This window comes from Microbulbifer agarilyticus S89 (assembly GCF_000220505.1).
Lineage (GTDB): Bacteria > Pseudomonadota > Gammaproteobacteria > Pseudomonadales > Cellvibrionaceae > Microbulbifer > Microbulbifer agarilyticus_B.
Genome location: NZ_AFPJ01000054.1, coordinates 18,841 through 38,895, shown reverse-complemented (window position 1 = coordinate 38,895; position 20,055 = coordinate 18,841). Strand labels below are relative to the sequence as shown.

Below are 20,055 nucleotides of genomic sequence, written 5' to 3'. Positions count from 1 at the left end.
ATAATATTAGCGAGTCAGATGGTAAATCGCTGTCTCACCGAATAAATTCGGCAAAAAGTCCTTCAACACACCGGAAACCGGGGACTCCGATACCGCCTGACGGTGCAGAATCTTCCAGTTGTGCTCCCGACACAACACCTCAAAGTCTTTGAAAGTACAAAAGTGAATATTAGGCGTGTCGTACCATTCGTAGGGTAATAAATCCGATACCGGCATGCGGCCGGAAAACGCCAGGTGCCAGCGCGCTTTCCACTGCCCGAAATTGGGGAAGGTAATAATGCACTCGCGCCCGACCCGCAGCATTTCCTCCACCACCAGATGGGGGAAACGCAGGGTCTGCAATGCCTGGGTCATCAGCACGGTATCGAAACTGTGGTCGGCGAAATTTTTCAGGCCGTTATCCAGGTTCTGCTCTACTACGTTGACCCCACGCTCGACGCATTTCTGGATTTCTTGCGGATCGATTTCAACACCGTAGCCGCTGACCTGCTTCTCGCTGGCCAGACGCTCCAGCAACGCCCCATCACCACAACCGAGGTCGAGCACCCGCGACCGCGCCGGCACCCAGTTGTGGATGATATCGAGGTCCTTACGCATCATGGGGTCACCTCGGCACGCGCACCGCCCGCCTGTTCACGGGCGACATTATTCATATACGCGGCGAAAATATTTTCGTAGCGCGTGTTCGGCAACAGGAAGGCGTCGTGGCCCATGGGAGACTCCACTTCCGCGTAGGTAACCGGCACATTGGCATGCATCAGCGCATCGGCGATTTCGCGCGAGCGCTCCGGGGCAAAGCGCCAGTCGGAGGTGAACGACACCAGCAGGAACTTACACCGTGCATGGGAGAATGCCGCCACCGGATCGTCGCCATACTCCCGCGCCAGGTCGAAGTAATCCAGCGCGCGGGTCATCAGGATATAGGTGTTCGGGTCGAAGCTGCCGGAGAACGAATCACCCTGGTAGCGCAGATAACTCTGCACCTGGAATTCCACCAGCTCTTCTACGCCCTGGGCAAAAGTACCGGAGCGCAATTCACGGCCGAATTTTTTACCCAGCCCATCGTCCGACAGGTAGGTGATGTGCCCGATCATGCGCGCCACGGCGAGGCCATGGCGCGGCAGGGTATCTTCTTCCAGATAGCGACCATCGCGAAAATCCGGGTCCGAGGTAATGGCCTGGCGGGCGGTTTCATTGAACGCGATATTCTGTGCAGACAGTTTCATTGCCGAGGCAATCACCACGCAATGGCGCAGGCGCTCGGGGTATTCCAGTGACCAGCGCATGGCCTGCATGCCACCGAGACTGCCGCCGACCACCGCCGCCCACTGCTGGATACCCAGCAGGTCCGCCAGCTGTGCCTGGCTGTGCACCCAGTCGCGCGCGCGCAACGGTGGAAAGTCCGCACCCCAGGGTTTGCCGGTTTGCGGATTAATGGAAGTGGGGCCGGTGGAGCCGTGGCAACCGCCGAGGTTATTCAGCGCAACCACGAAAAATTTGTTGGTGTCGATGGGTTTCCCGGGGCCGATGTAGTGGTCCCACCAGCCCGGGCGCTTATCGCTGACGCTGTGGTAACCCGCGGCGTGATGGTGGCCGGACAGCGCATGGCAGATGAGTACGCCATTGCTTTTATCGGCGTTCAACTGGCCGTAGGTTTCGTAGACCAGGGTGTATTCGTCCAGTACGCGGCCACAGGCCAACTTGAACGGGCCGGGAAATGTATGGCTATTTGGCTCGACGATACCGACGGAGTTGGCGGGCAGCCCTGCCGGTTTTCCTGAGTGGTGAGATTGCGCTTCCGTGGTCAAAATTTTTCGCATTTACTTACTGGGCGGGGCGCCAAGTTTACGAAAGCTGGGGACTGGAGTACACCGGTTAGCGTGTTGTGGTCATTCGTCGCCGTGCCCCCGGGGGCACGGCTAACCGCATAAATTGCGTGCAACTTAGGAAGTCGCCGGCGCCTTCAGCGGCGTCACGTTATCCGCAACCGGTGCCGGTGCAATCGGCTGGGGCGCCGCCTTGGTGTGCTTGAGCAGATCTTCCAGCCCACCCAGCGCGCTGTGGTTGCGTACCAACTCTTCTTCCAAAGCCCGCAGGTCGGTGCGCTTGCTCTGGGTTTTCTGCTTCAGCTCGGTGAGCTTGATCATGTGGCGGTTCAGCAAATGCTTCTGGTACTGCACATGCTGTTTCAGCGGCTCGAGTACCTGTTCCAGCCAGCCATCAACGGAGGAGATCATCTGGCTGTACATGCGGCCCACCTCGTTGGCGAGGGTTGCCACAAAGCGTTCGGTCAGGCGATTGCGTCGCGCCAGCAGCAGCTGCGGTGAACGGCGCAATTGTGCCGCCTGGCGGTGCAGGCCACGCAGCGCCGCACGGAAACCAGCAATATCAAAGTGCTGCTCGTTAGAGACAATATTGTTCAGGGTCGAGCGGTCGTAGATGGCGTCTACCAGACGGTTGGTCTGGTCCACTTCCCGCTCAAGGTTGGACAACTGATTTTCCACGCCACCCATAAAACCGTCGATGGCACGGGCCAGTCCCAGCGGCGACCAGCGCTCGTTCAACGCGGTACGCGTCTCGTCAATCAGCTGCTGCAGCTGCTGACTGGAGACTGGCGCCAATAGGGAGGCGCGCTGGCGGGCGAGCATGCGCTGGCTGGATTTCAGGGTCAGCAGTTCCTGGTGACAGTACTTGTGCTGCTCCTTGGCGGTCGCGTGCAGTTGCTTCAGCTCTTCGAACTGTTCCGGGCTGGCGGAGCCGCGGCGCTTCAGGTGGTCGAGGGTGGCGCGGCCACTGTTGAGGCGGTTCTTCAACAAGTCGCGGGTGTCGGCCATCAGAGTCAGCGCCTGATGTAGCGAACGGTGGTTGGCCACCTTATCGCGGTGCTCCATCAAGCGTTGCACCAGCAGCTTCTCAAACTCACCGAAGGCGCTCTGCTGCAACAGCACCGGGTCCCGCTCGGCACGCGCCAACAGGGCTTTTTTCGCGGAGACGCCGACCACATTTTCCTGTGGCAGCGACAACAGTTTGCTCACCTCGGCGCGCATCTTGCGCAGCATCTGGTCTGAGTCTTCGTCCGGGTCGTCCCACAGCACGTCAATTTTGTTCAGCAGTGCCATCACCGCGGTACCGCGATGCTCCTTGAGCGGCACCAGGTGGGTTTCCCACATATTCAGGTCGGTACCGCTGACACCGGCATCGGCGGAGAGCAGAAAGGCCACGGCCTGTGCACTCGGCAGGGTGGACAGGGTCAATTCCGGTTCGTTACCCAGGGCATTGAGCCCGGGGGTATCAATAATGCGCAGGCCCTGCGCCAACAGCGGGTGCGGCAGGGAGATCAGCGCGTAGCGCCACGCCGGGATCTGCACCAGGTTGCCGTTGCCGTCCAGGTGGCGGCGGTCGAAACCGTAGCGCGCGGCCTCTTCCGGGGTCACCGCCTTGGTGGCGGCGACTTTCATCAGCGCTTCGCGGGTGGCGCTGGCATCGTCCGGGTCAAAGTCGAAGTTGACCCACTTCTGCGGGATGCGGCGGAAGCTTTCCAGGCTGGTATTGGTGGCCAGGGTCTCGATTGGCAGCAGCCGCACCGAAGCCTGCTCGGTGCCATCGCTGTATATTTCGGTGGGGCACATGGTGGTGCGGCCGGGGCGCGAAGGCAGCAGCCGCTTGCCATAGGTGTGCGACAGCAGCGCGTTGATCAGCTCGGTCTTACCGCGGGAGAACTCGCCTACCAGCGCAACGGTGAACTGGTCGTCTACCAACAGCTGGCGCGCCTGCTGCACTACTTGGCGGGCGCCGGCAGAGTTGGGGAAGTGCTCTTCCAGCCACTGGCTAAACCGGTTGAACTGCGTATCCAACCCTTTCTTCCAGAGATCGTAGTCGGCTATATGCTGGCGCAAGGTCACATCTTCCATGTTTGGGAGTTCTTATTCTTACTACTTCAGACAAATTTACAATTTCACCGGACATTTTCCAGCATGCGCGCCCGGAGTTAAACCCTGGTACCGGGATTTCGCGAACTGGATAACTGCAGAAAAGTGAAATGCGGAGGGAGAAAACGCGTGCTGACAGTTATGACACGTTGAGGAACGCGAGGGGCCGGCATGGCGGCCCCCAAAAGTCTTAAAAGGGGATATGCCAGAACAGGTTGTATACCAGTTGCGGCATGCTCGCGCTTTGCGCAAATCCCACCAGCAGCTTATCGGCCACGGTCAGCAGGATGAACACGAAGATCGGGCTGATATCGATCACCCCCAGCGGTGGAATGATCTTGCGCACCGGCGCGTACACAGGCTCCAGCAGCTGGCGCAGCAGCATCAGTGCCGGGTGGGAACTTTGCGGCGCTATCCAGCTGACCACGATCGAGATCAGCATGCCCACAAACAGGATGGCGATCAGCGTCATCAGCACACCCAGCAGCGACCACAGCAGGGCACTCAGCGGATTCAGCATGCCGGCACCGGCAAGAAACCCAGCACCCATAATCATCACCCAACCCACCAGCAGTGCGAGCACCAGCGAAGCCATATCGATACCGAACACGCCCGGTACGATTTTACGCAGTGGGCGCAGCAGCGGGTTGGTCACCTTGACGATGCCCTGCGAAATCGGATTGTAAAAATCGGCCCGCGCCAGCTGCAGCATAAAGCGCAGCAGCACCGCGAACAGAAACAGAATCCCGACGGTGGCGAGAATGAATACGCCAATATTGCTGAAGGTGTTGGCCATTAGGCTTCCTTATTACTTATCCAGTTCTTGCGCCATTTCCGCTGCGCGCGCCGCGCAGTCGGCCATCGCCTGCTCCACCAGTTGTGGCAGGCCGCCCTCCTGAAAACGCTTGATCGCCCGCTCGGTGGTGCCATTGGGCGACATCACATTGCGCTTCAGTTGCGCCACATCCACATCCGCGGCCACCGCAAGTTTCGCCGCGCCCAGAGCGGTTTGCAAGGTGAGGCGCTCGGCGTCGGCGCGATCCATGCCGGCCTTCTCCGCCGCATCGATCATGGATTCCATAAATTGAAAGTAGTATGCGGGGCCCGAGCCGGACACCGCGATGATTTCGTCGATGCCGGACTCCTCTGCCACCCACTGGGCAATACCCACCGCCTGCGCCATCTGCGTAGCGACGGATTTGTGCTCATCGGTGACACCCTCGCCGGCAAAGAGACCGGTCACGCCGGTGCCTACCAGCGCCGGGGTATTCGGCATGGCGCGCACAATGGGCACACCGGCACCGAGCCAGCGCTGATACGCCGATACGGGAATACCGGCCGCCAGCGTAATCACCAGCGGTTTGCGGGCACTCACTTCGGCGGCGATGGTTTTGCACAGGGCCTGCATGCCCTGGGGCTTCACCGACAGCACGATTACGTCGGCCTCTTGTACCGCCGTCAGGTTATCGGTACGCCCATGTACGCCGGTGCGATCACAAAACGCCTTGAGCTTGTGCTCGTCGCGCCCGGTCGCAACGATCTTATCCGCCGGGTAACCGTTGGCCACCATGCCACCAATCACTGCGCCCGCCATATTGCCGGCACCGCCGATAAACACCATCGCTGAATGCTGTTGTCCTGACACCCTTTCACTCCTCTTTGCTGGCCGCTGTGTAAGGCTAGCGGTAGCCATGCATTATCGCTGCTCTTGCACGCGAATTTTCTCGCCGCGAATTATGGCTACTCGGCTGCGCAATTGAAATCCTCGCCGGCCGGTGTCGGCTGACCGCAAATGCGCCCGCTAGCGGTGGTATCCACTAGTGAGTTGGATACCATGGCAATGACAGTACACACCAGAGATTCAAAGAATAAAGATACAAGCAATAAGGAAAGCCCATGAACAAACACCGTATGTTTGCATCGCTGTTGCTCGCGTCGGGTATTGCCTGGTCTGCAGTGGTATCCGCAGCTGTGGAAACCCGCACCCTCAATAACGGCAATCTCGTTCTTGAAGATATACCCGCTATCCCCGACAAGGTCGCGGAAGACCTGAACCGCTACCAGAATGTGCGCTCCGCCGCGGTACTTGGCTGGACCGAGGAAGGCGATGCGCTTTTTGTTTCCACCCGCTTCGGGGACGTAAACCAGATCCACCGAATAGATCAGCCGGGCGGCGCGCGCCAGCAGCTGACTTTCTTTCAGGAGCCGGTTGGGCAGGTGGAGCCACGCCCGGGATCCAATGAGCTGGCATTTACCATGGATGCCGGTGGCAGCGAGGATGCGCAGATCTTCCTGTTCGATGCGACCATCGGCGAAAGCCGCATGCTCTCCGATGGTGAATCCCGCAATAGCGCCATCACCTGGAGCCCGGATGGCTCCCTGCTTGCCTACCAGAGCACCCGCCGCGACGGCCGCGCCAATGACCTGTGGATAACCCGCATGGAAGAAAATGGCGAGACCAGCACCCTCGCCCTCGAATCACCGGACGGCAGCTGGTGGGGGCCGGTATCCTTCAGCGCCGACAACCGCCGATTGCTGGTACAGCAATACATCTCCTCCACCAATTCGCTGGTGCATGTTCTGGACCTGGAAAGCGGCGATTTACGCTTGATCGCCGGCGACAAGGACAACCAGTCGCGCAACTACGCGGCAGATTTCACCGCCAACGGAAACGGGGTTTTCTTCGTATCCGACCGCCGCGGTGAATTTGCCGAGCTGGTTTTCCACGACCTCAGCAACGGAGAAGAGCGCGTAATCACCGGCGATATAGCCTGGGATGTTGCCTCGGTGGCATTCAGCGAGGACCGCCGCCGCGGCGCCTTCACCGTGAATGAAAACGGTATGGATCAGCTGTACCTCATCGACCCCCGCTCCATGCGCTACCGCAAGGTCGACGATATGCCAATCGGGGTCATTGGCGGCCTGGCGTTTAATGACGACGGCAATCAGCTCGCCCTGTCCATCAACACCCCCAAAACCCCGACCGATACTTTTGTCCTGAACCTGCGCAGCAACCCGCTGCGTTACGCCGGGCTACAGCGCTGGACCTACAGCGAAGTGGGCGGCCTGGATACCGACAAATTCGTGGAGCCCGAGCTGGTGCACTACCCCACCTTTGACGAGGTGAATGGCGAACCGCGCAAGATCCCCGCGTTTGTATACCGCCCGCGCGACACAGAAGGCCCGGCGCCGGTGATCATCTCCATCCACGGCGGCCCGGAAGCCCAGTACCGCCCCTACTTCAGCAGCACCTATCAGTTGTGGCTGGAAAAGCTGGGCGCGGCGGTCATTGCTCCGAATGTGCGCGGCTCCGCCGGGTACGGCAAAACCTACGTGGCACTGGATAACGGCTTCAAACGCGAAGACTCGGTGCGTGATATCGGCGCCCTGCTGGACTGGATCGAAACCCAGCCCGATCTCGATGCGGACCGCGTTGCGGTATTCGGCGGCAGCTACGGCGGCTATATGGTCCTGGCCAGTGCCATGCACTATAGCGACCGTTTGCGCGCCGCGGTGGATATCGTGGGCATCTCCAACTTCGTCACCTTCCTGACCAATACCCGCGACTACCGCCGCGACCTGCGCCGGGTGGAATACGGGGATGAGCGCAACCCGGATATGCGCGCCTTCTTGGAGCGCATCAGCCCGAGCAACAATGTGGAGAAGATTCGGGTGCCCATGTTCGTGGTACAGGGTGAAAATGACCCGCGTGTGCCGGTCACCGAAGCAGAGCAGATTGTTGCGGCACTGCGCGAAGGCGGCAAGCCGGTGTGGTACATGAACGCGCTGAACGAGGGGCACGGCTATCGCAAGAAGGAAAACCGCGATATCTATTCACAGGTCACCGCGATGTTCTTCTCCGAACACCTGCTCGAGAAACCGGTATCCAGCTGGCAGACCGAGACCAGCAAAGAGATGCGCGCCGAGCGTTAATTCCGCTCTGCTCTCATACGCAACCCCCGGATTAGTCTGGTCGCAGCATGCGCCCGGGCTAATCCCGGCGGCCGAAGATATCCGTGCCGATGCGCACGATGGTCGCACCGCTGAATATCGCCGCCTCCATATCCCCCGACATTCCCATCGACAGTGTATCCAGTGGCTGATCCGGCAGCTGGGACTTGAGCGCGTCCAGCAATGCCGCCAGCTGAATAAACGGCGTGCGCTGGTCTTCCGATGCGCCGCGCGGCGCGGGGATCGCCATCAGGCCACGCAACTGCAGGTTGGGCAGCGCCGCCACCGCCGCGGCCAATTCCGGCAGCGCCTCCGCACTCACCCCGGACTTGCTATCCTCTCCATCGATATTGACCTGCAGGCACACGTTCAGTGGCGGCATATCCACCGGGCGCTGCTCCGACAGGCGGCGCGCAATTTTTAACCGCTCGACCGTGTGCATCCAGTGGAAGTGCCCCGCCACATCGCGGGTTTTGTTCGACTGCAGCGGGCCAATGAAGTGCCAGGTGATGGCGCAATCGGCCAATTCCGCCTGTTTATCCAGCGCCTCTTGCAGGTAGTTCTCGCCAAAATGGCGCTGACCCGCCGCATAGGCTGCCCGCAGGTCCGCCGCCGGGCGGGTTTTGGACACCGCCAGCAACGTGACATCCTCGGCTTGCCGGTCACAACTGCGGCAAGCTGTGACAATTCGCTCAGCGACGGAATTCAGGTTTTCGGGGATAGACCCTTTGCGCATATACTGGGACCCAACTTTTGCTCGGCGGGCATTCTATGTGCTTGCGGCCCCCGCGTCATATCGACCAGTGAATGTAAGAAGAATAAAGGTAGCAGTATGGACATTACAGAACTCCTCGCCTTCAGCGCCAAGCAGAATGCCTCGGATTTGCACCTCTCCGCCGGCCTGCCCCCGATGATCCGGGTAGATGGCGATGTGCGCCGTATCAACCTGCCGCCCATGGAGCACAAGCAGGTGCACGGCCTGATCTACGAGATCATGAACGACAAGCAGCGCAAGGACTACGAAGAGTTCCTGGAAACCGACTTCTCCTTCGAAGTCCCCGGTGTGGCCCGCTTCCGTGTGAACGCGTTCAACCACAACCGCGGCGCCGGCGCCGTATTCCGGACCATTCCCTCCAAGGTACTCACCATGGAAGACCTGGGGATGGGCCAAGTATTCAAGCAGATCTCCGACACCCCGCGCGGCCTCGTTCTGGTTACCGGACCTACCGGTTCCGGTAAGTCCACCTCGCTGGCGGCGATGATCGACTACATCAACGACAACAAATACGAGCACATCCTCACCGTAGAGGACCCGATCGAATTCGTGCACGAATCCAAAAAGTGCCTGGTCAACCAGCGGGAAGTCCACCGCGACACCCATGGCTTCGCCGAAGCACTGCGCTCCGCACTGCGTGAAGACCCGGACATCATCCTGGTTGGTGAGATGCGAGACTTGGAAACCATCCGCCTGGCACTGACCGCCGCAGAAACCGGCCACCTGGTCTTCGGCACCCTGCACACCACCTCCGCCGCCAAGACCATCGACCGTGTCGTCGACGTATTCCCCGCGGAAGAAAAAGCCATGGTGCGCTCCATGCTCTCGGAATCCCTGCAGGCAGTAATCTCGCAAACCCTTCTCAAGCGCAACGGCGGCGGCCGCGTGGCAGCCCATGAAATCATGCGTGGCACCCCGGCGATCCGGAACCTGATCCGCGAAGACAAAATCGCGCAGATGTACTCCGCCATCCAGACCGGTGCCAACGTGGGCATGCAGACCATGGACCAGTGCCTGCAGGACCTGGTAGAGAAACGCATCATCAGCCGTGAAGTGGCGCGCGAGAAAGCGAAGATGCCGGAGAATTTCTAAACGGCACTTTCAGCGTTAATTGAACGAGCGCTTACAAAGTACGGAAGCAATAATTGAAGGCTGGATGCCGGGTGCGGGTTTTCAGGATCGTCGGTAACAAGGATGTTGCCGACGAAGCGTACAGGGATGTATTCGCAGGGGGGCGCCTAGCCCGGTCCTGAAAACCCGCACCCGGCGTCCGGCCGCCACCGGACACAAACAGAGCAAGTCCGGGCCCCGAATAAAACCGACAGCGGTAAATAAAAATGGAAATCGAACGACTCTTACAACTGGTGAGTGAAAAAGGCGCATCCGACCTGTTCATCACCGCCGGCGTACCCGCCTCCATCAAACTGCACGGCAAAATCGTTCCCGTCACCACCACACCGCTGTCCCCGGAAAAAGCCCGGGAAATGGTTGTCGGCATCATGAACGACCGGCAGAAAAAAGAGTTCTCCGAAAACAAAGAACTCAACTTCGCCATCTCCCTGCGCAACGTCGGCCGCTTCCGGGTATCCGCCTTCTTCCAGCGCAACCTCGTCGGCATGGTACTGCGTCGAATCGAAACCAAGATTCCCACCATCGACGGACTCGGCCTGCCCGAGCAGCTCAAAGAGCTGGCCATGACCAAACGCGGCCTGATCATCTTTGTGGGTGCAACCGGTACCGGTAAATCCACCTCGCTGGCCTCCATGATCGGCCACCGTAACGAAAACTCGAAGGGTCACATCATCTCCATCGAAGACCCCATCGAATTTATCCACCAGCACCGCGGCTGTATCGTTACCCAACGCGAAGTCGGCCTCGACACCGACTCCTTCGAGACCGCCCTGAAAAACACCCTGCGTCAGGCCCCCGACGTCATCCTCATTGGTGAGGTGCGCTCGCGGGAAACCATGGACCACGCCATCGCCTTCGCAGAAACTGGCCACCTGTGTCTGTGTACCCTGCACGCCAACAACGCCAACCAGGCGCTGGACCGGATCATTCACTTCTTCCCGGCAGACCGCCACGAACAACTGTGGATGGACCTGTCGCTCAACCTGCGCGCCATGGTCGCCCAGCAGTTGGTACCGACGCCGGACGGTGACGGCCGCCGTGCCTGTCTCGAAATCATGATCAACACCCCACTGATGTCGGACCTGATCCGTAAAGGTGAGGTGCACAAAATGAAAGAGCTGATGAAGCGCTCCACCGAGCAGGGCATGCAGACCTTCGACCAGGCGCTGTACGAACTGTACGACCGCGGCGAAATCACCTACGAAGACGCCCTCGCCCACGCCGACTCCGCGAACGACCTGCGCCTGATGATCAAGCTCAAGTCCGAATCCGACGCCGAGTACCTCAACAGCGCGGCCGACGAACTAAGCCTGGCCGGCGACAACGACAACAACAGCGGCCCGCAGCTGTATTAATCCACTGCCCAGCGGGAGCCTGTCTACAGGCTCCAGCTTCCTCCTCCACCTCACGAGACGTTCATAGTGAAATTCCTGGAACTGGACGTTCGCACCGCACTCGTCGTACACGGCTACGATCAAGATAATCAGGAAATCGTCGAGAAGGTCAATGAACCCAGCTTTCTGACCAAGCTTATTGCTATCGAGCGAATTCAATCTGTCAGCGAGCAATACATCCTGGTTACTGGGTCCCATGGCCGCATCATGTACTGGGAATACCGAGAGACTATGGATCGACTGCGTGGCCGCCTCGCAGAAGCCGGAATGATACTTCCGTGAATCCCATCGCCCTGGTCACCGGCGGCAGCCGCGGTATCGGCGCAGCTACCGCCACCATACTTGCCACGCAGGGCTACGACCTGTGTATCAGTTATCGCATGCGTGAAGCGGAGGCACATCGCATCGTAGAAAAATGTCGGGCACTGGGTGCAAATGCGATTGCCGTGCAGGCAGATGTCTCGGTAGAGGCTGACGTCGAACGACTGTTTCGCGAAGTGGACCAGACACTGGGCCAGCTGACCGCACTGGTAAACAACGCCGGCATGCTGCTGACACAGTCGCGACTGGAGGATATAACGGCAGCGCGTATCAATCAGATACTGCAAACCAATGTAACCGGCACCATGCTTTGCTGCCGCGAGGCGGTGCGCCGAATGTCCACATTGCGCGGCGGCACGGGCGGTGCCATCGTCAATATTTCTTCCGGTGCCGCTCGCAGCGGCTCGCCCAATGAATACATCGACTACGCGGCCAGCAAAGGTGCCGTAGACACCCTCACCATGGGCCTGAGCAAAGAGGTTGCCAAAGAGGGGATTCGGGTAAATGGCGTGCGTCCGGGTTTTATTCATACCGAAATGCATGCGGACGGCGGAGAACCGGATCGTATCGCCCGTCTTACGCCACAAATTCCCCTCGGGCGCGGCGGCAAGGATACAGAAGTTGCCGCAGCCATCGCCTGGCTACTTAGCGAACAGGCGACATATAGCACCGGCACCTTTATTGACGTGACCGGCGGCTGCTAAACAGGAATACCCCATGACTCTCATCAACACCCTCGCCCTGTTCGGCGCCATGGTCGTGCTTGCGGCCATTCCCGGCCCAGGTATTTTTGCCGTGATGGCGCGTTCCGCCAGCGGCGGTATGCTGCACGGGCTGGTGACCACCATCGGTATCGTGTTCGGGGATTATGTTTTTATCGCCCTGTGCCTATCCGGCCTTGCGTATATTGCGGATGTGATGGGCAGTGCGTTTGTGGTGCTGAAATATGTGGGGGCAGCCTATTTGATCTGGCTGGGCCTTAGCCTGTTGCGTGCACGCGGTAGCAGCGAAGTAAACGCGGCACCGAAAAAAAGCTCACTCGCCTCCAGTTGGCTGCTTGGCCTGACCACAACCCTTGGCAACCCCAAGGCGATCCTGTTTTACCTGAGTTTTTTCCCCGCATTCCTGCCCATCACAGAAATCACCGTCATGGATACCATCACGATCTTTGTCGTCGTTACCCTCGCGGTGGGTGGTGTGATGCTGACCTACGCCTGGGCCACCCTGCGCGCACAGGCGATGCTGCAAAATCGCGCGCAAAGCCGGCTATTAAATTACGTTGGCGGCGCCACCTTGATCGGCAGTGGCATCTGGATGGCGGCGCGCGGAAACTAGCGGAAGCTTAGTGAGGCGGGTGCTGGTTCAGGCCATTGCAAACAGCAGGGACTTGATGCTGGCGAGCAACCGGCGCGAAACCACGGGGCGGTGTGTACACCCCGCCAGGGTTACCCGGTAACCGTCGCCCTCTTTTTGCAGACCGGTGATATGCGCCTTCGCCACGATGGCGTTGCGGTGCACGCGCACAAAACGCTGGCCGAATTCCGCTTCCAGATCCTTCAGCGATTCATCCAGCAAGGTTTCGCCGGCACTGTGGTGGGCAATGACATATTTGTCTTCCGCCACAAAGCAGCGGATATCTTCAATACTAAGCAGTTGCACACCGCGGCGACTCACCGCCTTGATCTGACGACGGCCGCCGGGGGCTTGCGCAGGTTCCGCGCTGCGCTCCAGCAGTTGCGGTTTGCTCAGTCTTCGCGCCTGGGCAATCGCCTGTGCCAGTTGTTCCACATTGACGGGCTTGAGCAGGTAACCCGATGCAGCAACCGCAAAGGCAGGGAGCGCAAATTCGTCGTGGGCGGTGCAGAATATGATCGCGGGTGGATTGGGACGGTTGGAGATTTGGTTGGCGAGTTGGAGCCCGTTTTCTCCGGGCATTTCGATATCCAGTAACAGCAGGTCCGGGTCGAGTGAATCCAGCTGTTGTAACGCGCTTTCCCCATCGGCAGCTTCTCCCAGCAGTTGGCAACCATCAATACTTTGCAACTGTCGGGCCAGTCTGGCCCGCGCCAGCGGCTCGTCATCGACGATCAGCACTCCCAGAGGGCGTTCGGCGGTATTCACAGCGCCACCTCTTGTTCAGCGCCGCGCTCTGCTCGCTCGCTCCGGGCCGGTGCATGCACTGGCTGAGTTGATCTGGTTTCCGCTTCTGCGTTTATCGGCAGGGTTAACGCCACTTGGTAGACGCCACCTTTTTGTTCCGCGCTAAAGCGGAAACGATTGCCGTAAAACGCGCTGAGACGCTGGCGAATATTTTCCATCGCCATACCGTTGCCATCGTGTGTATCAAGATGGGCATTGCGGCCTGCTGCGCTCTCAGCATTCGCTTCTGCAACTGGATTATGAATCGACAATAGCAGCTCGCGTGCTTCGCTGCCAATGACATTTTGACGACCACTGTGCCGCTCGCGCACCGAGATTTTTATCGCACCGCCGCCGCGCAAGCGCGCCACCCCGTGCAACACCGCATTTTCCAGCAACGGCTGCAACAACATCGACGGCACCTGTACGCCATCGCTCTCAACATCGATCTGCCACTGCTGCTGTAATCGATCCCCCAGACGGAGAGACTCAATTTCCAGATAGCGTTTTGCCAGCGCAATTTCCTGCTCCAGCGGCACCATTTTCGAGTCCGCCAGTGATGCGCGAAACAGCGCGGACAAATCTTCCACCAGTTTTTCCGCGCGCTCCGCGTCCACCGCAATCAGGCTGGCGAGGCTGTTCATGCTGTTAAACAGAAAGTGGGGGCGAATGCGCGACTGCAGCGCCTCGATACGTGCACCGAGTTCGGCCTGTTGCTGGTTGTGCAACTGCTGTTGCACATAGGCGTAGCGCAGCACTACGCCCGCGCAGATGGCGCCAACCAGGAAGTTCGCCAGCAGCGACAGCCAGTCGATAGAGGTACTCGCCATATCCGCCGCCCACCAGTGCTGGCCGAGCAGCACCAGTAGCAGCACCGCAAGCACCGCGCAGTAGCTCAGTGCGGCGGCGAGCTTGTGGGTAAGTTGTGCCAGGAATGGGCGCAGGCGGCACAGAATGGCGGCGGCAGGCAGGGTCACCCACTGCACTGTAAGCGACACCAGCCCCAGGCGCTGCCAGTTAAACGGGTGGACACCTTCGGTGGCGAGCACCAGCACCAAAGCCAACAGCTCGCCCATCAGCACCAGGGCCGTCACACCGGTCACGCTGCACAGGTCGGGGAGGAAGTGGGGATATTGGTCGGCGACCGAATGGCCGGGCTCCGGACGCGCAGAATCTTTGCCTGAGGGGGCAATTTTACGAATTTGCTGCGCTATAATGCCCGCCGCTTGCGCGGGCCGGGAAGATGTCATACCACTTTATCTTTATTCTGGAGCCGTTCTAGAGAGTAAAGAAGATACCGCCATCCCGGATCGACTTCCATATTCCAACGCACTTTCGAGCAGAGGCAGCATGAGTAACGACAACGCATCCACCAACAATCCCGCAGCCAAGCTCTGGGGCGGCCGCTTCAGTGAAGCCACCGATGCGTTCGTGGAGCGCTTCACCGCCTCGGTGATGTTCGACCAGCGCATGGCACTGGAAGACATTCAGGGCTCGCTGGCCCACGCGCAGATGCTGTCGGAAGTGGGGGTACTCACCGCGGACGAATTCCAGCAGATCGCCGGCGGCCTGCAGGATATTGCCGAGGAAATCAAAGCGGGGGAATTCCCCTGGTCGGTAGCACTGGAAGATGTGCACATGAACATCGAAGCCCGCCTGACCGACCGCATCGGTGCCACCGGGAAGAAGCTGCACACCGGCCGCTCGCGCAACGACCAGGTGGCCACCGATATCCGCCTGTGGCTGCGCAACCGCATCGACCAGATCGCCGCCGAGCTGACCCGACTGCAGACCGGCCTGGTGGACCTGGCCGAGCAGCAAGCCGATACCATTATGCCGGGCTTCACCCACCTGCAGTCTGCGCAGCCGGTAACCTTCGGCCACCACTTGCTGGCCTGGAACGAAATGCTGACCCGCGATTTCGAGCGCCTGATGGACTGCCGCAAGCGTGTAAACCGCTCGCCGCTGGGTGCCGCGGCACTGGCCGGTACCAGCTACCCGATCAACCGCGCGCGCACCGCCGAGCTGCTGGGCTTTGATGCGCCCACCGAAAATTCGCTGGATTCCGTGAGCGACCGCGATTTCGCCATCGAATTCTGCGCCTTCTCTGCGCTGCTGCTGACCCACCTGTCCCGCGCCAGTGAAGAGCTGGTGCTGTGGACGTCCAGCCAGTTCGACTTTATCGACCTGCCGGACCGCTTCTGCACCGGCTCCTCGATCATGCCGCAAAAGAAAAACCCGGATGTGCCGGAGCTGGTGCGCGGCAAGACCGGCCGTGTAAACGGCCATCTGATTGCCCTGCTGACCCTGATGAAAAGCCAGCCGCTGGCCTACAACAAGGACAACCAGGAAGACAAAGAGCCGCTGTTCGACGCTGCCGACACCGCGCTCGACTGCCTGCGCGCCTTTGCCGATATGGCGCCGGCGCTGAAGCCGAAAAAAGAAAACATGCTGGCTGCAGCCGGCAAAGGCTTCTCCACCGCCACTGACCTCGCCGATTACCTGGTGCGCAAAGGTGTGGCCTTCCGCGATGCCCACGAGATCGTCGGCCAGTCCGTGGCTTTCGCCATCGACAAAGACTGCGACCTCGCCGACCTCAGCCTCGCCGAGCTGCAGAAGTTCTCCGACGTGATTGGCGACGATGTATTCGACGTGCTGACTTTGGAAGGCTCCGTCGCCGCCCGCGACCATATCGGCGGCACCGCGCCGAACCAGGTGCGCGCGGCCTGTGAACGCGCCCGCGCACTGATCGCCGCGCGCTAATACTGGCTGGCGCTGGGCTAGTTGGGAAGGGTTAGTTTTTTGTCAGGGTCCGCTGTACTGGACCCTGATTAACTGGAGCCTCATTAACTGGGCCAGACCTCAGCGTGCCTGCTCGGCAAAGCGATCGTCCAGCCAGGCACTCATATAATTCAGCGCCTTTGGAGCCATGGTTTCCTCGATCACGGCGTACTCGGTAATAGCGCCAGTTTGTGCGGTCTGGAACAGGTGATTCAGACCCTTCAGCTCCACCACCTCAAAATCCTGGTGCGCAGAGGCGCGCAACGAATTGCGAATACCGGTGAGATTTTGCTGGGCAACCACTTGCATATCCAGACTGCCGTTTAGCGCCAGTACCGGCGTGCGCAATTCACTGAGATAAGGCGCCGGATCAAACTTGAGGAAATAGCGGAACCAAGGTGATGAGTAGAACTCTGCTAGCGCCGCTACCTGCTGTTCAATACCATCCGGGTCCGTCATGCCGGCAACCCGAGCAATCTCGCGCAGCTTGTCGAGGGTCGCTGCAGGGAGCGCCTGCCCCTCAGGCAGCTGGTTGATTTGCGCAAACACAACGTGGTCGATTTCACGAATTTTCTGCAACGACGCCGGCGATACACCTGAGGCACCGAGGATTTTACCGCGCTGTTCAATATACATCTCGACAATGTCCACACCGGGCGCGGCCAACATGATGATGAAAGCAAGATCATCGCGCTGACGCGCCACCATCGGCGCAATCATGCCGCCCTCGCTGTGCCCTAGCAGACCAATGGTGTGTGAGGGAATATCTTCACGCCCCTGCAGGTAATCCACCGCAGCGCTGATATCACCAACAAAATCTTCGGAGGTTGCCGTGTTGAATTCTCCGGTGGATTTTCCCACCCCGCGATCGTCGAGCCGCAGCACCGCAAATCCATTTCTGCTCAGGTGATCGGCCAGCACTGCAAAAGGCTTGTGGCCGGCGATAAATTCATCGCGATTCTGCGGCCCAGACCCGGTAATCAGAACAGCGGTCGCTTTGATGGCACCCGCGGGGCGGGTAAGCGTGCCGGCGAGGGTAATATCGGCCGCCGCGTTCACCACCTGCACCTCTTCCTCGCTGTACGGGAATGGCGCTACCGGGGTCTGTGGCCGAACTGGGAGGTTGGCCTGCGCGGCCTGCTTGGTTTGACGGGTAAAGTCGAGTTCAAATGACTGGCCCTGGGTAAAGGTGCCGCGCACCGCGCCAGAGGCGGGATCGAGCGTTCCCTGATAGCGGGCCTTGATAACCGCAATCTCAAACTGCAGCCGCTGCCCATCGACGGTAACTGCAGACATGGGAATGCCCATAGCGCCCTGGGCCGGGGAGTCCAGTGACCCCTGCCAGCCATCTGCGGTTTGCTCGAGGTGTATGACCAGCGGCAGTTTTACCGCGGGCGAGGCGTTGAGCGTACCGACCCAGTCACCGCTGAAGCCTTTGTGCGGCTCGGCGGCATGGCCGAGGGAAGCCAGAATGGTAAAAACAAGCCCGACAAAAAATTGTGGAAAACTTCTTAGCCAGAGAGAGCACTGCATAATTCATCCTTAAATATTGCTGATCGTCCATCATCCACCGAGTGCCAGCGGCAAACCATGCGCTGGGTCACACTAATCAGTGGCAATACAGTGGTTAGAGGTTGAGCGTAACCGAGCTGCCCTGCTGCTCGGTCAACACCCGGTCCAGCAAGGTCGGCAGGTCTTCACCGGTGGTGTTGCACTTCCACCCGGGGTTCTGGAAACTCAGGTGGTAACCGCCAGAGCGCGCCGCCACCCACAGCTCCTGAACCGCACTCTGGCGTGACAGAATCACCTGGGTGCCGTTGTCTTCGAGCACAATCGTGAGCACCGCATCCGCGCGCTCATAATCCATATCCACATCGCAGTTATCCAGCGCATCTTCGATCGCAATCAGGGTTTCTTCGATGGCGGCGTTGTAGCTGGCTTGAGAGGCGGCCTGGGTCATAATTCGGTTACTTTTGTTACTGTGTTGCATTAGAGCGAGGGTCGCTATACTAGCAGGCTTTTCTGGTCTTCTCGTCCCGCGTAGAGCGGCAGGTATACCCAATGCGCACACAGCTGATTTCACTGACCGCCATGGTCGCGCTCTCCGCGACACTCGCCGCCTGCGGCCAGAAGGGCCCGCTTTATCTGCCGCAAGATCCCGCAGCACCCGGCGCAAGCGGCGCTGCAGGAGCAGCCGGCACCGGCGTCACCACATCCGGCGGCCACAGCCATGGGCAACCCGCATCCAGTCGTGAGGAACAGCGGAAGCCGATAGGCTCCGCACAACAAGAACAAGACACCCACCAGCAACACACGGAAGCAGAAGCAGTATCCAAATGAGCGATTTTCACTATCAGCAGGGAAGCCTGTGGGCCGAGGGCGTGAGCCTCGAGCAAATAGCCGAACAGTTTGGCACCCCCACCTATGTATACAGCCGCGCCCACTACGAACGCCAGTATCGTGCCTACGCCGATGCGCTGGGCGACCACCCGGGGCTGATCTGCTATGCGATCAAGGCCAACAGCAACCTGGGTATCCTGTCGGTACTGGCGCAATTGGGTGCGGGTTTTGACATCGTGTCTGCCGGTGAGCTGGAGCGCGTGCTGATGGCCGGCGGCGACCCGGCCAAAGTTGTTTTCTCCGGGGTAGGCAAGACCGCCGACGAAATGCGCCGCGCGCTGTCGGTGGGTGTGCACTGCTTTAACGTGGAATCCGAGTCCGAGCTGGACCGCCTGGAAGCGGTTGCCGCGGAAATGGGCGTGGCAGCACCGGTGTCGCTGCGGGTGAACCCGGATGTGGATGCCAATACTCACCCGTATATTTCTACCGGCCTGAAAGAAAACAAATTCGGCATCGCCATCGAGCGTGCACGTGCGGTCTATGCGCGCATTGCCGATTCGCAAAGCCTCAATGCGGTGGGTGTGGACTGCCATATCGGCTCCCAGCTGACCGAGCTGGCCCCCTTCCTCGATGCCCTCGACCGCCTGCTGCTGCTGATCGACGAACTCGCCGAAGACGGCACCAAGCTGAAGCACCTGGACCTGGGCGGCGGCCTGGGTGTGCGCTACCGTGGCGAAGAACCACCGCAAGTGAGTGATTACCTCGGTGCGGTCAAAGAACGCCTCGCGGGCCGCGAGCTGGAACTGGTACTGGAACCAGGCCGCTCCATTGCCGCCAACGGCGGCGCGCTGCTGACCAAAGTGGAATTCCTCAAGCGCACCGAAGAGCACAATTTTGCGATCGTCGATGCCGCCATGAACGACAACCTGCGCCCGGCGCTGTATCAGGCTTGGCAGGATATCGTCGCGGTAACCCCGTCCAACGGCGATACCGAGAGCTGGGATATCGTCGGCCCGGTGTGTGAAACCGGCGACTTTCTCGGCAAGCACCGCTCGCTGGCGCTCGAAGAGGGCCAGTTGCTGGCCATGCTATCGGCGGGCGCTTACGGCTTTACCATGAGCTCCAACTACAACTCGCGCACCCGTGCCGCAGAAGTACTGGTAGACGGCGATAAGACTTATCTGGTGCGCGCGCGTGAAACTCTGGCGGACCTGGTGCGCGGGGAATCAACCGTGCCCGCCAAAGCCGACCAGTAAGCGAGCGGCAAGGGTAGACGGAACAAACGGATAGGAAA

At 59.9% G+C, this 20,055-nt stretch carries 19 protein-coding genes; 9 read left to right on the top strand and 10 right to left on the bottom strand.

What is annotated here, in order from left to right:
* Positions 1-6 precede the first annotated feature (6 nt).
* From metW to proC, 5 genes are all read right to left on the bottom strand, one after another.
* Positions 7-597, bottom strand: a complete 591-nt coding sequence (gene metW / locus AS89_RS0115980; RefSeq protein ID WP_029250102.1) for a methionine biosynthesis protein MetW — start codon at positions 595-597, stop codon at positions 7-9.
* A complete protein-coding gene (gene metX / locus AS89_RS17925) occupies positions 597-1,820 on the bottom strand; it encodes a homoserine O-succinyltransferase MetX (RefSeq protein ID WP_010133755.1) in 1,224 nt (407 codons plus the stop codon). Before metX ends, metW begins: the two co-directional genes overlap by 1 nt.
* Positions 1,821-1,943: 123 nt before the next feature.
* Positions 1,944-3,911, bottom strand: a complete 1,968-nt coding sequence (locus tag AS89_RS0115970; protein ID WP_010133754.1) for a dynamin family protein — start codon at positions 3,909-3,911, stop codon at positions 1,944-1,946.
* A gap of 208 nt (positions 3,912-4,119) precedes the next feature.
* Positions 4,120-4,725, bottom strand: coding sequence for a YggT family protein (locus tag AS89_RS0115965; protein WP_010133752.1), 606 nt, complete (start codon positions 4,723-4,725; stop codon positions 4,120-4,122).
* 12 nt (positions 4,726-4,737) lie between these two features.
* Complete coding sequence (gene proC / locus AS89_RS0115960; RefSeq protein ID WP_237709715.1) at positions 4,738-5,574, bottom strand: pyrroline-5-carboxylate reductase; 837 nt, start codon at positions 5,572-5,574, stop codon at positions 4,738-4,740.
* A 251-nt stretch (positions 5,575-5,825) separates the two neighbouring features.
* Here proC and AS89_RS0115955 point away from each other — a divergent pair, with 251 nt between their 5' ends.
* Positions 5,826-7,862 carry a S9 family peptidase gene (locus AS89_RS0115955; RefSeq protein ID WP_010133750.1) on the top strand — a complete coding sequence of 679 codons (2,037 nt, stop codon included), beginning with the start codon at positions 5,826-5,828 and terminating at the stop codon, positions 7,860-7,862.
* Between the two features lie 58 nt (positions 7,863-7,920).
* Here the strand turns inward: AS89_RS0115955 and AS89_RS0115950 are convergent, their stop codons facing one another.
* Positions 7,921-8,616: a YggS family pyridoxal phosphate-dependent enzyme gene (locus tag AS89_RS0115950; protein ID WP_029250101.1), complete on the bottom strand. Its 696-nt coding sequence runs from the start codon at positions 8,614-8,616 to the stop codon at positions 7,921-7,923.
* A gap of 96 nt (positions 8,617-8,712) precedes the next feature.
* Between AS89_RS0115950 and AS89_RS0115945 the strand changes: the two genes are divergently transcribed.
* The 5 genes from AS89_RS0115945 (at position 8,713) to AS89_RS0115925 (ending at position 12,836) form a co-directional block, all read left to right on the top strand.
* Positions 8,713-9,747, top strand: coding sequence for a type IV pilus twitching motility protein PilT (locus tag AS89_RS0115945; RefSeq protein ID WP_010133748.1), 1,035 nt, complete (start codon positions 8,713-8,715; stop codon positions 9,745-9,747).
* 245 nt (positions 9,748-9,992) lie between these two features.
* Positions 9,993-11,141 (top strand): PilT/PilU family type 4a pilus ATPase, encoded by a 1,149-nt coding sequence (locus AS89_RS0115940; RefSeq protein ID WP_010133747.1) that lies wholly within the window; start codon positions 9,993-9,995, stop codon positions 11,139-11,141.
* A gap of 66 nt (positions 11,142-11,207) precedes the next feature.
* The gene (locus AS89_RS0115935; RefSeq protein WP_010133746.1) at positions 11,208-11,462 is read left to right on the top strand and encodes a hypothetical protein; all 255 of its coding nucleotides are present in this window, start codon (positions 11,208-11,210) and stop codon (positions 11,460-11,462) included.
* The gene (locus AS89_RS0115930; RefSeq protein ID WP_010133745.1) at positions 11,459-12,205 is read left to right on the top strand and encodes an SDR family oxidoreductase; all 747 of its coding nucleotides are present in this window, start codon (positions 11,459-11,461) and stop codon (positions 12,203-12,205) included. The genes AS89_RS0115935 and AS89_RS0115930 overlap by 4 nt, the downstream gene beginning before the upstream one ends.
* Positions 12,206-12,218: 13 nt before the next feature.
* Complete coding sequence (locus tag AS89_RS0115925; RefSeq protein WP_010133743.1) at positions 12,219-12,836, top strand: LysE family translocator; 618 nt, start codon at positions 12,219-12,221, stop codon at positions 12,834-12,836.
* 27 nt (positions 12,837-12,863) lie between these two features.
* On the opposite strand, the gene AS89_RS0115920 is transcribed toward AS89_RS0115925, so the two are convergent.
* Positions 12,864-13,622 (bottom strand): LytR/AlgR family response regulator transcription factor, encoded by a 759-nt coding sequence (locus AS89_RS0115920; RefSeq protein ID WP_010133741.1) that lies wholly within the window; start codon positions 13,620-13,622, stop codon positions 12,864-12,866.
* Positions 13,619-14,890 (bottom strand): sensor histidine kinase, encoded by a 1,272-nt coding sequence (locus AS89_RS17920; protein WP_010133740.1) that lies wholly within the window; start codon positions 14,888-14,890, stop codon positions 13,619-13,621. Before AS89_RS17920 ends, AS89_RS0115920 begins: the two co-directional genes overlap by 4 nt.
* Before the next feature lie 100 nt (positions 14,891-14,990).
* Between AS89_RS17920 and argH the strand changes: the two genes are divergently transcribed.
* Complete coding sequence (gene argH / locus AS89_RS0115910; protein ID WP_010133738.1) at positions 14,991-16,403, top strand: argininosuccinate lyase; 1,413 nt, start codon at positions 14,991-14,993, stop codon at positions 16,401-16,403.
* A gap of 99 nt (positions 16,404-16,502) precedes the next feature.
* On the opposite strand, the gene AS89_RS0115905 is transcribed toward argH, so the two are convergent.
* Positions 16,503-17,954: an alpha/beta hydrolase family protein gene (locus tag AS89_RS0115905; RefSeq protein WP_010133736.1), complete on the bottom strand. Its 1,452-nt coding sequence runs from the start codon at positions 17,952-17,954 to the stop codon at positions 16,503-16,505.
* Between the two features lie 94 nt (positions 17,955-18,048).
* Positions 18,049-18,381 (bottom strand): iron donor protein CyaY, encoded by a 333-nt coding sequence (gene cyaY, locus AS89_RS0115900; RefSeq protein WP_010133734.1) that lies wholly within the window; start codon positions 18,379-18,381, stop codon positions 18,049-18,051.
* Between the two features lie 101 nt (positions 18,382-18,482).
* Here cyaY and lptM point away from each other — a divergent pair, with 101 nt between their 5' ends.
* Positions 18,483-18,761: an LPS translocon maturation chaperone LptM gene (lptM, locus tag AS89_RS17915; RefSeq protein WP_010133733.1), complete on the top strand. Its 279-nt coding sequence runs from the start codon at positions 18,483-18,485 to the stop codon at positions 18,759-18,761.
* On the top strand, positions 18,758-20,017 hold the full coding sequence (gene lysA, locus AS89_RS0115890; protein WP_010133732.1) for a diaminopimelate decarboxylase: 1,260 nt from the start codon (positions 18,758-18,760) through the stop codon (positions 20,015-20,017). The genes lptM and lysA overlap by 4 nt, the downstream gene beginning before the upstream one ends.
* Positions 20,018-20,055 lie beyond the last annotated feature (38 nt).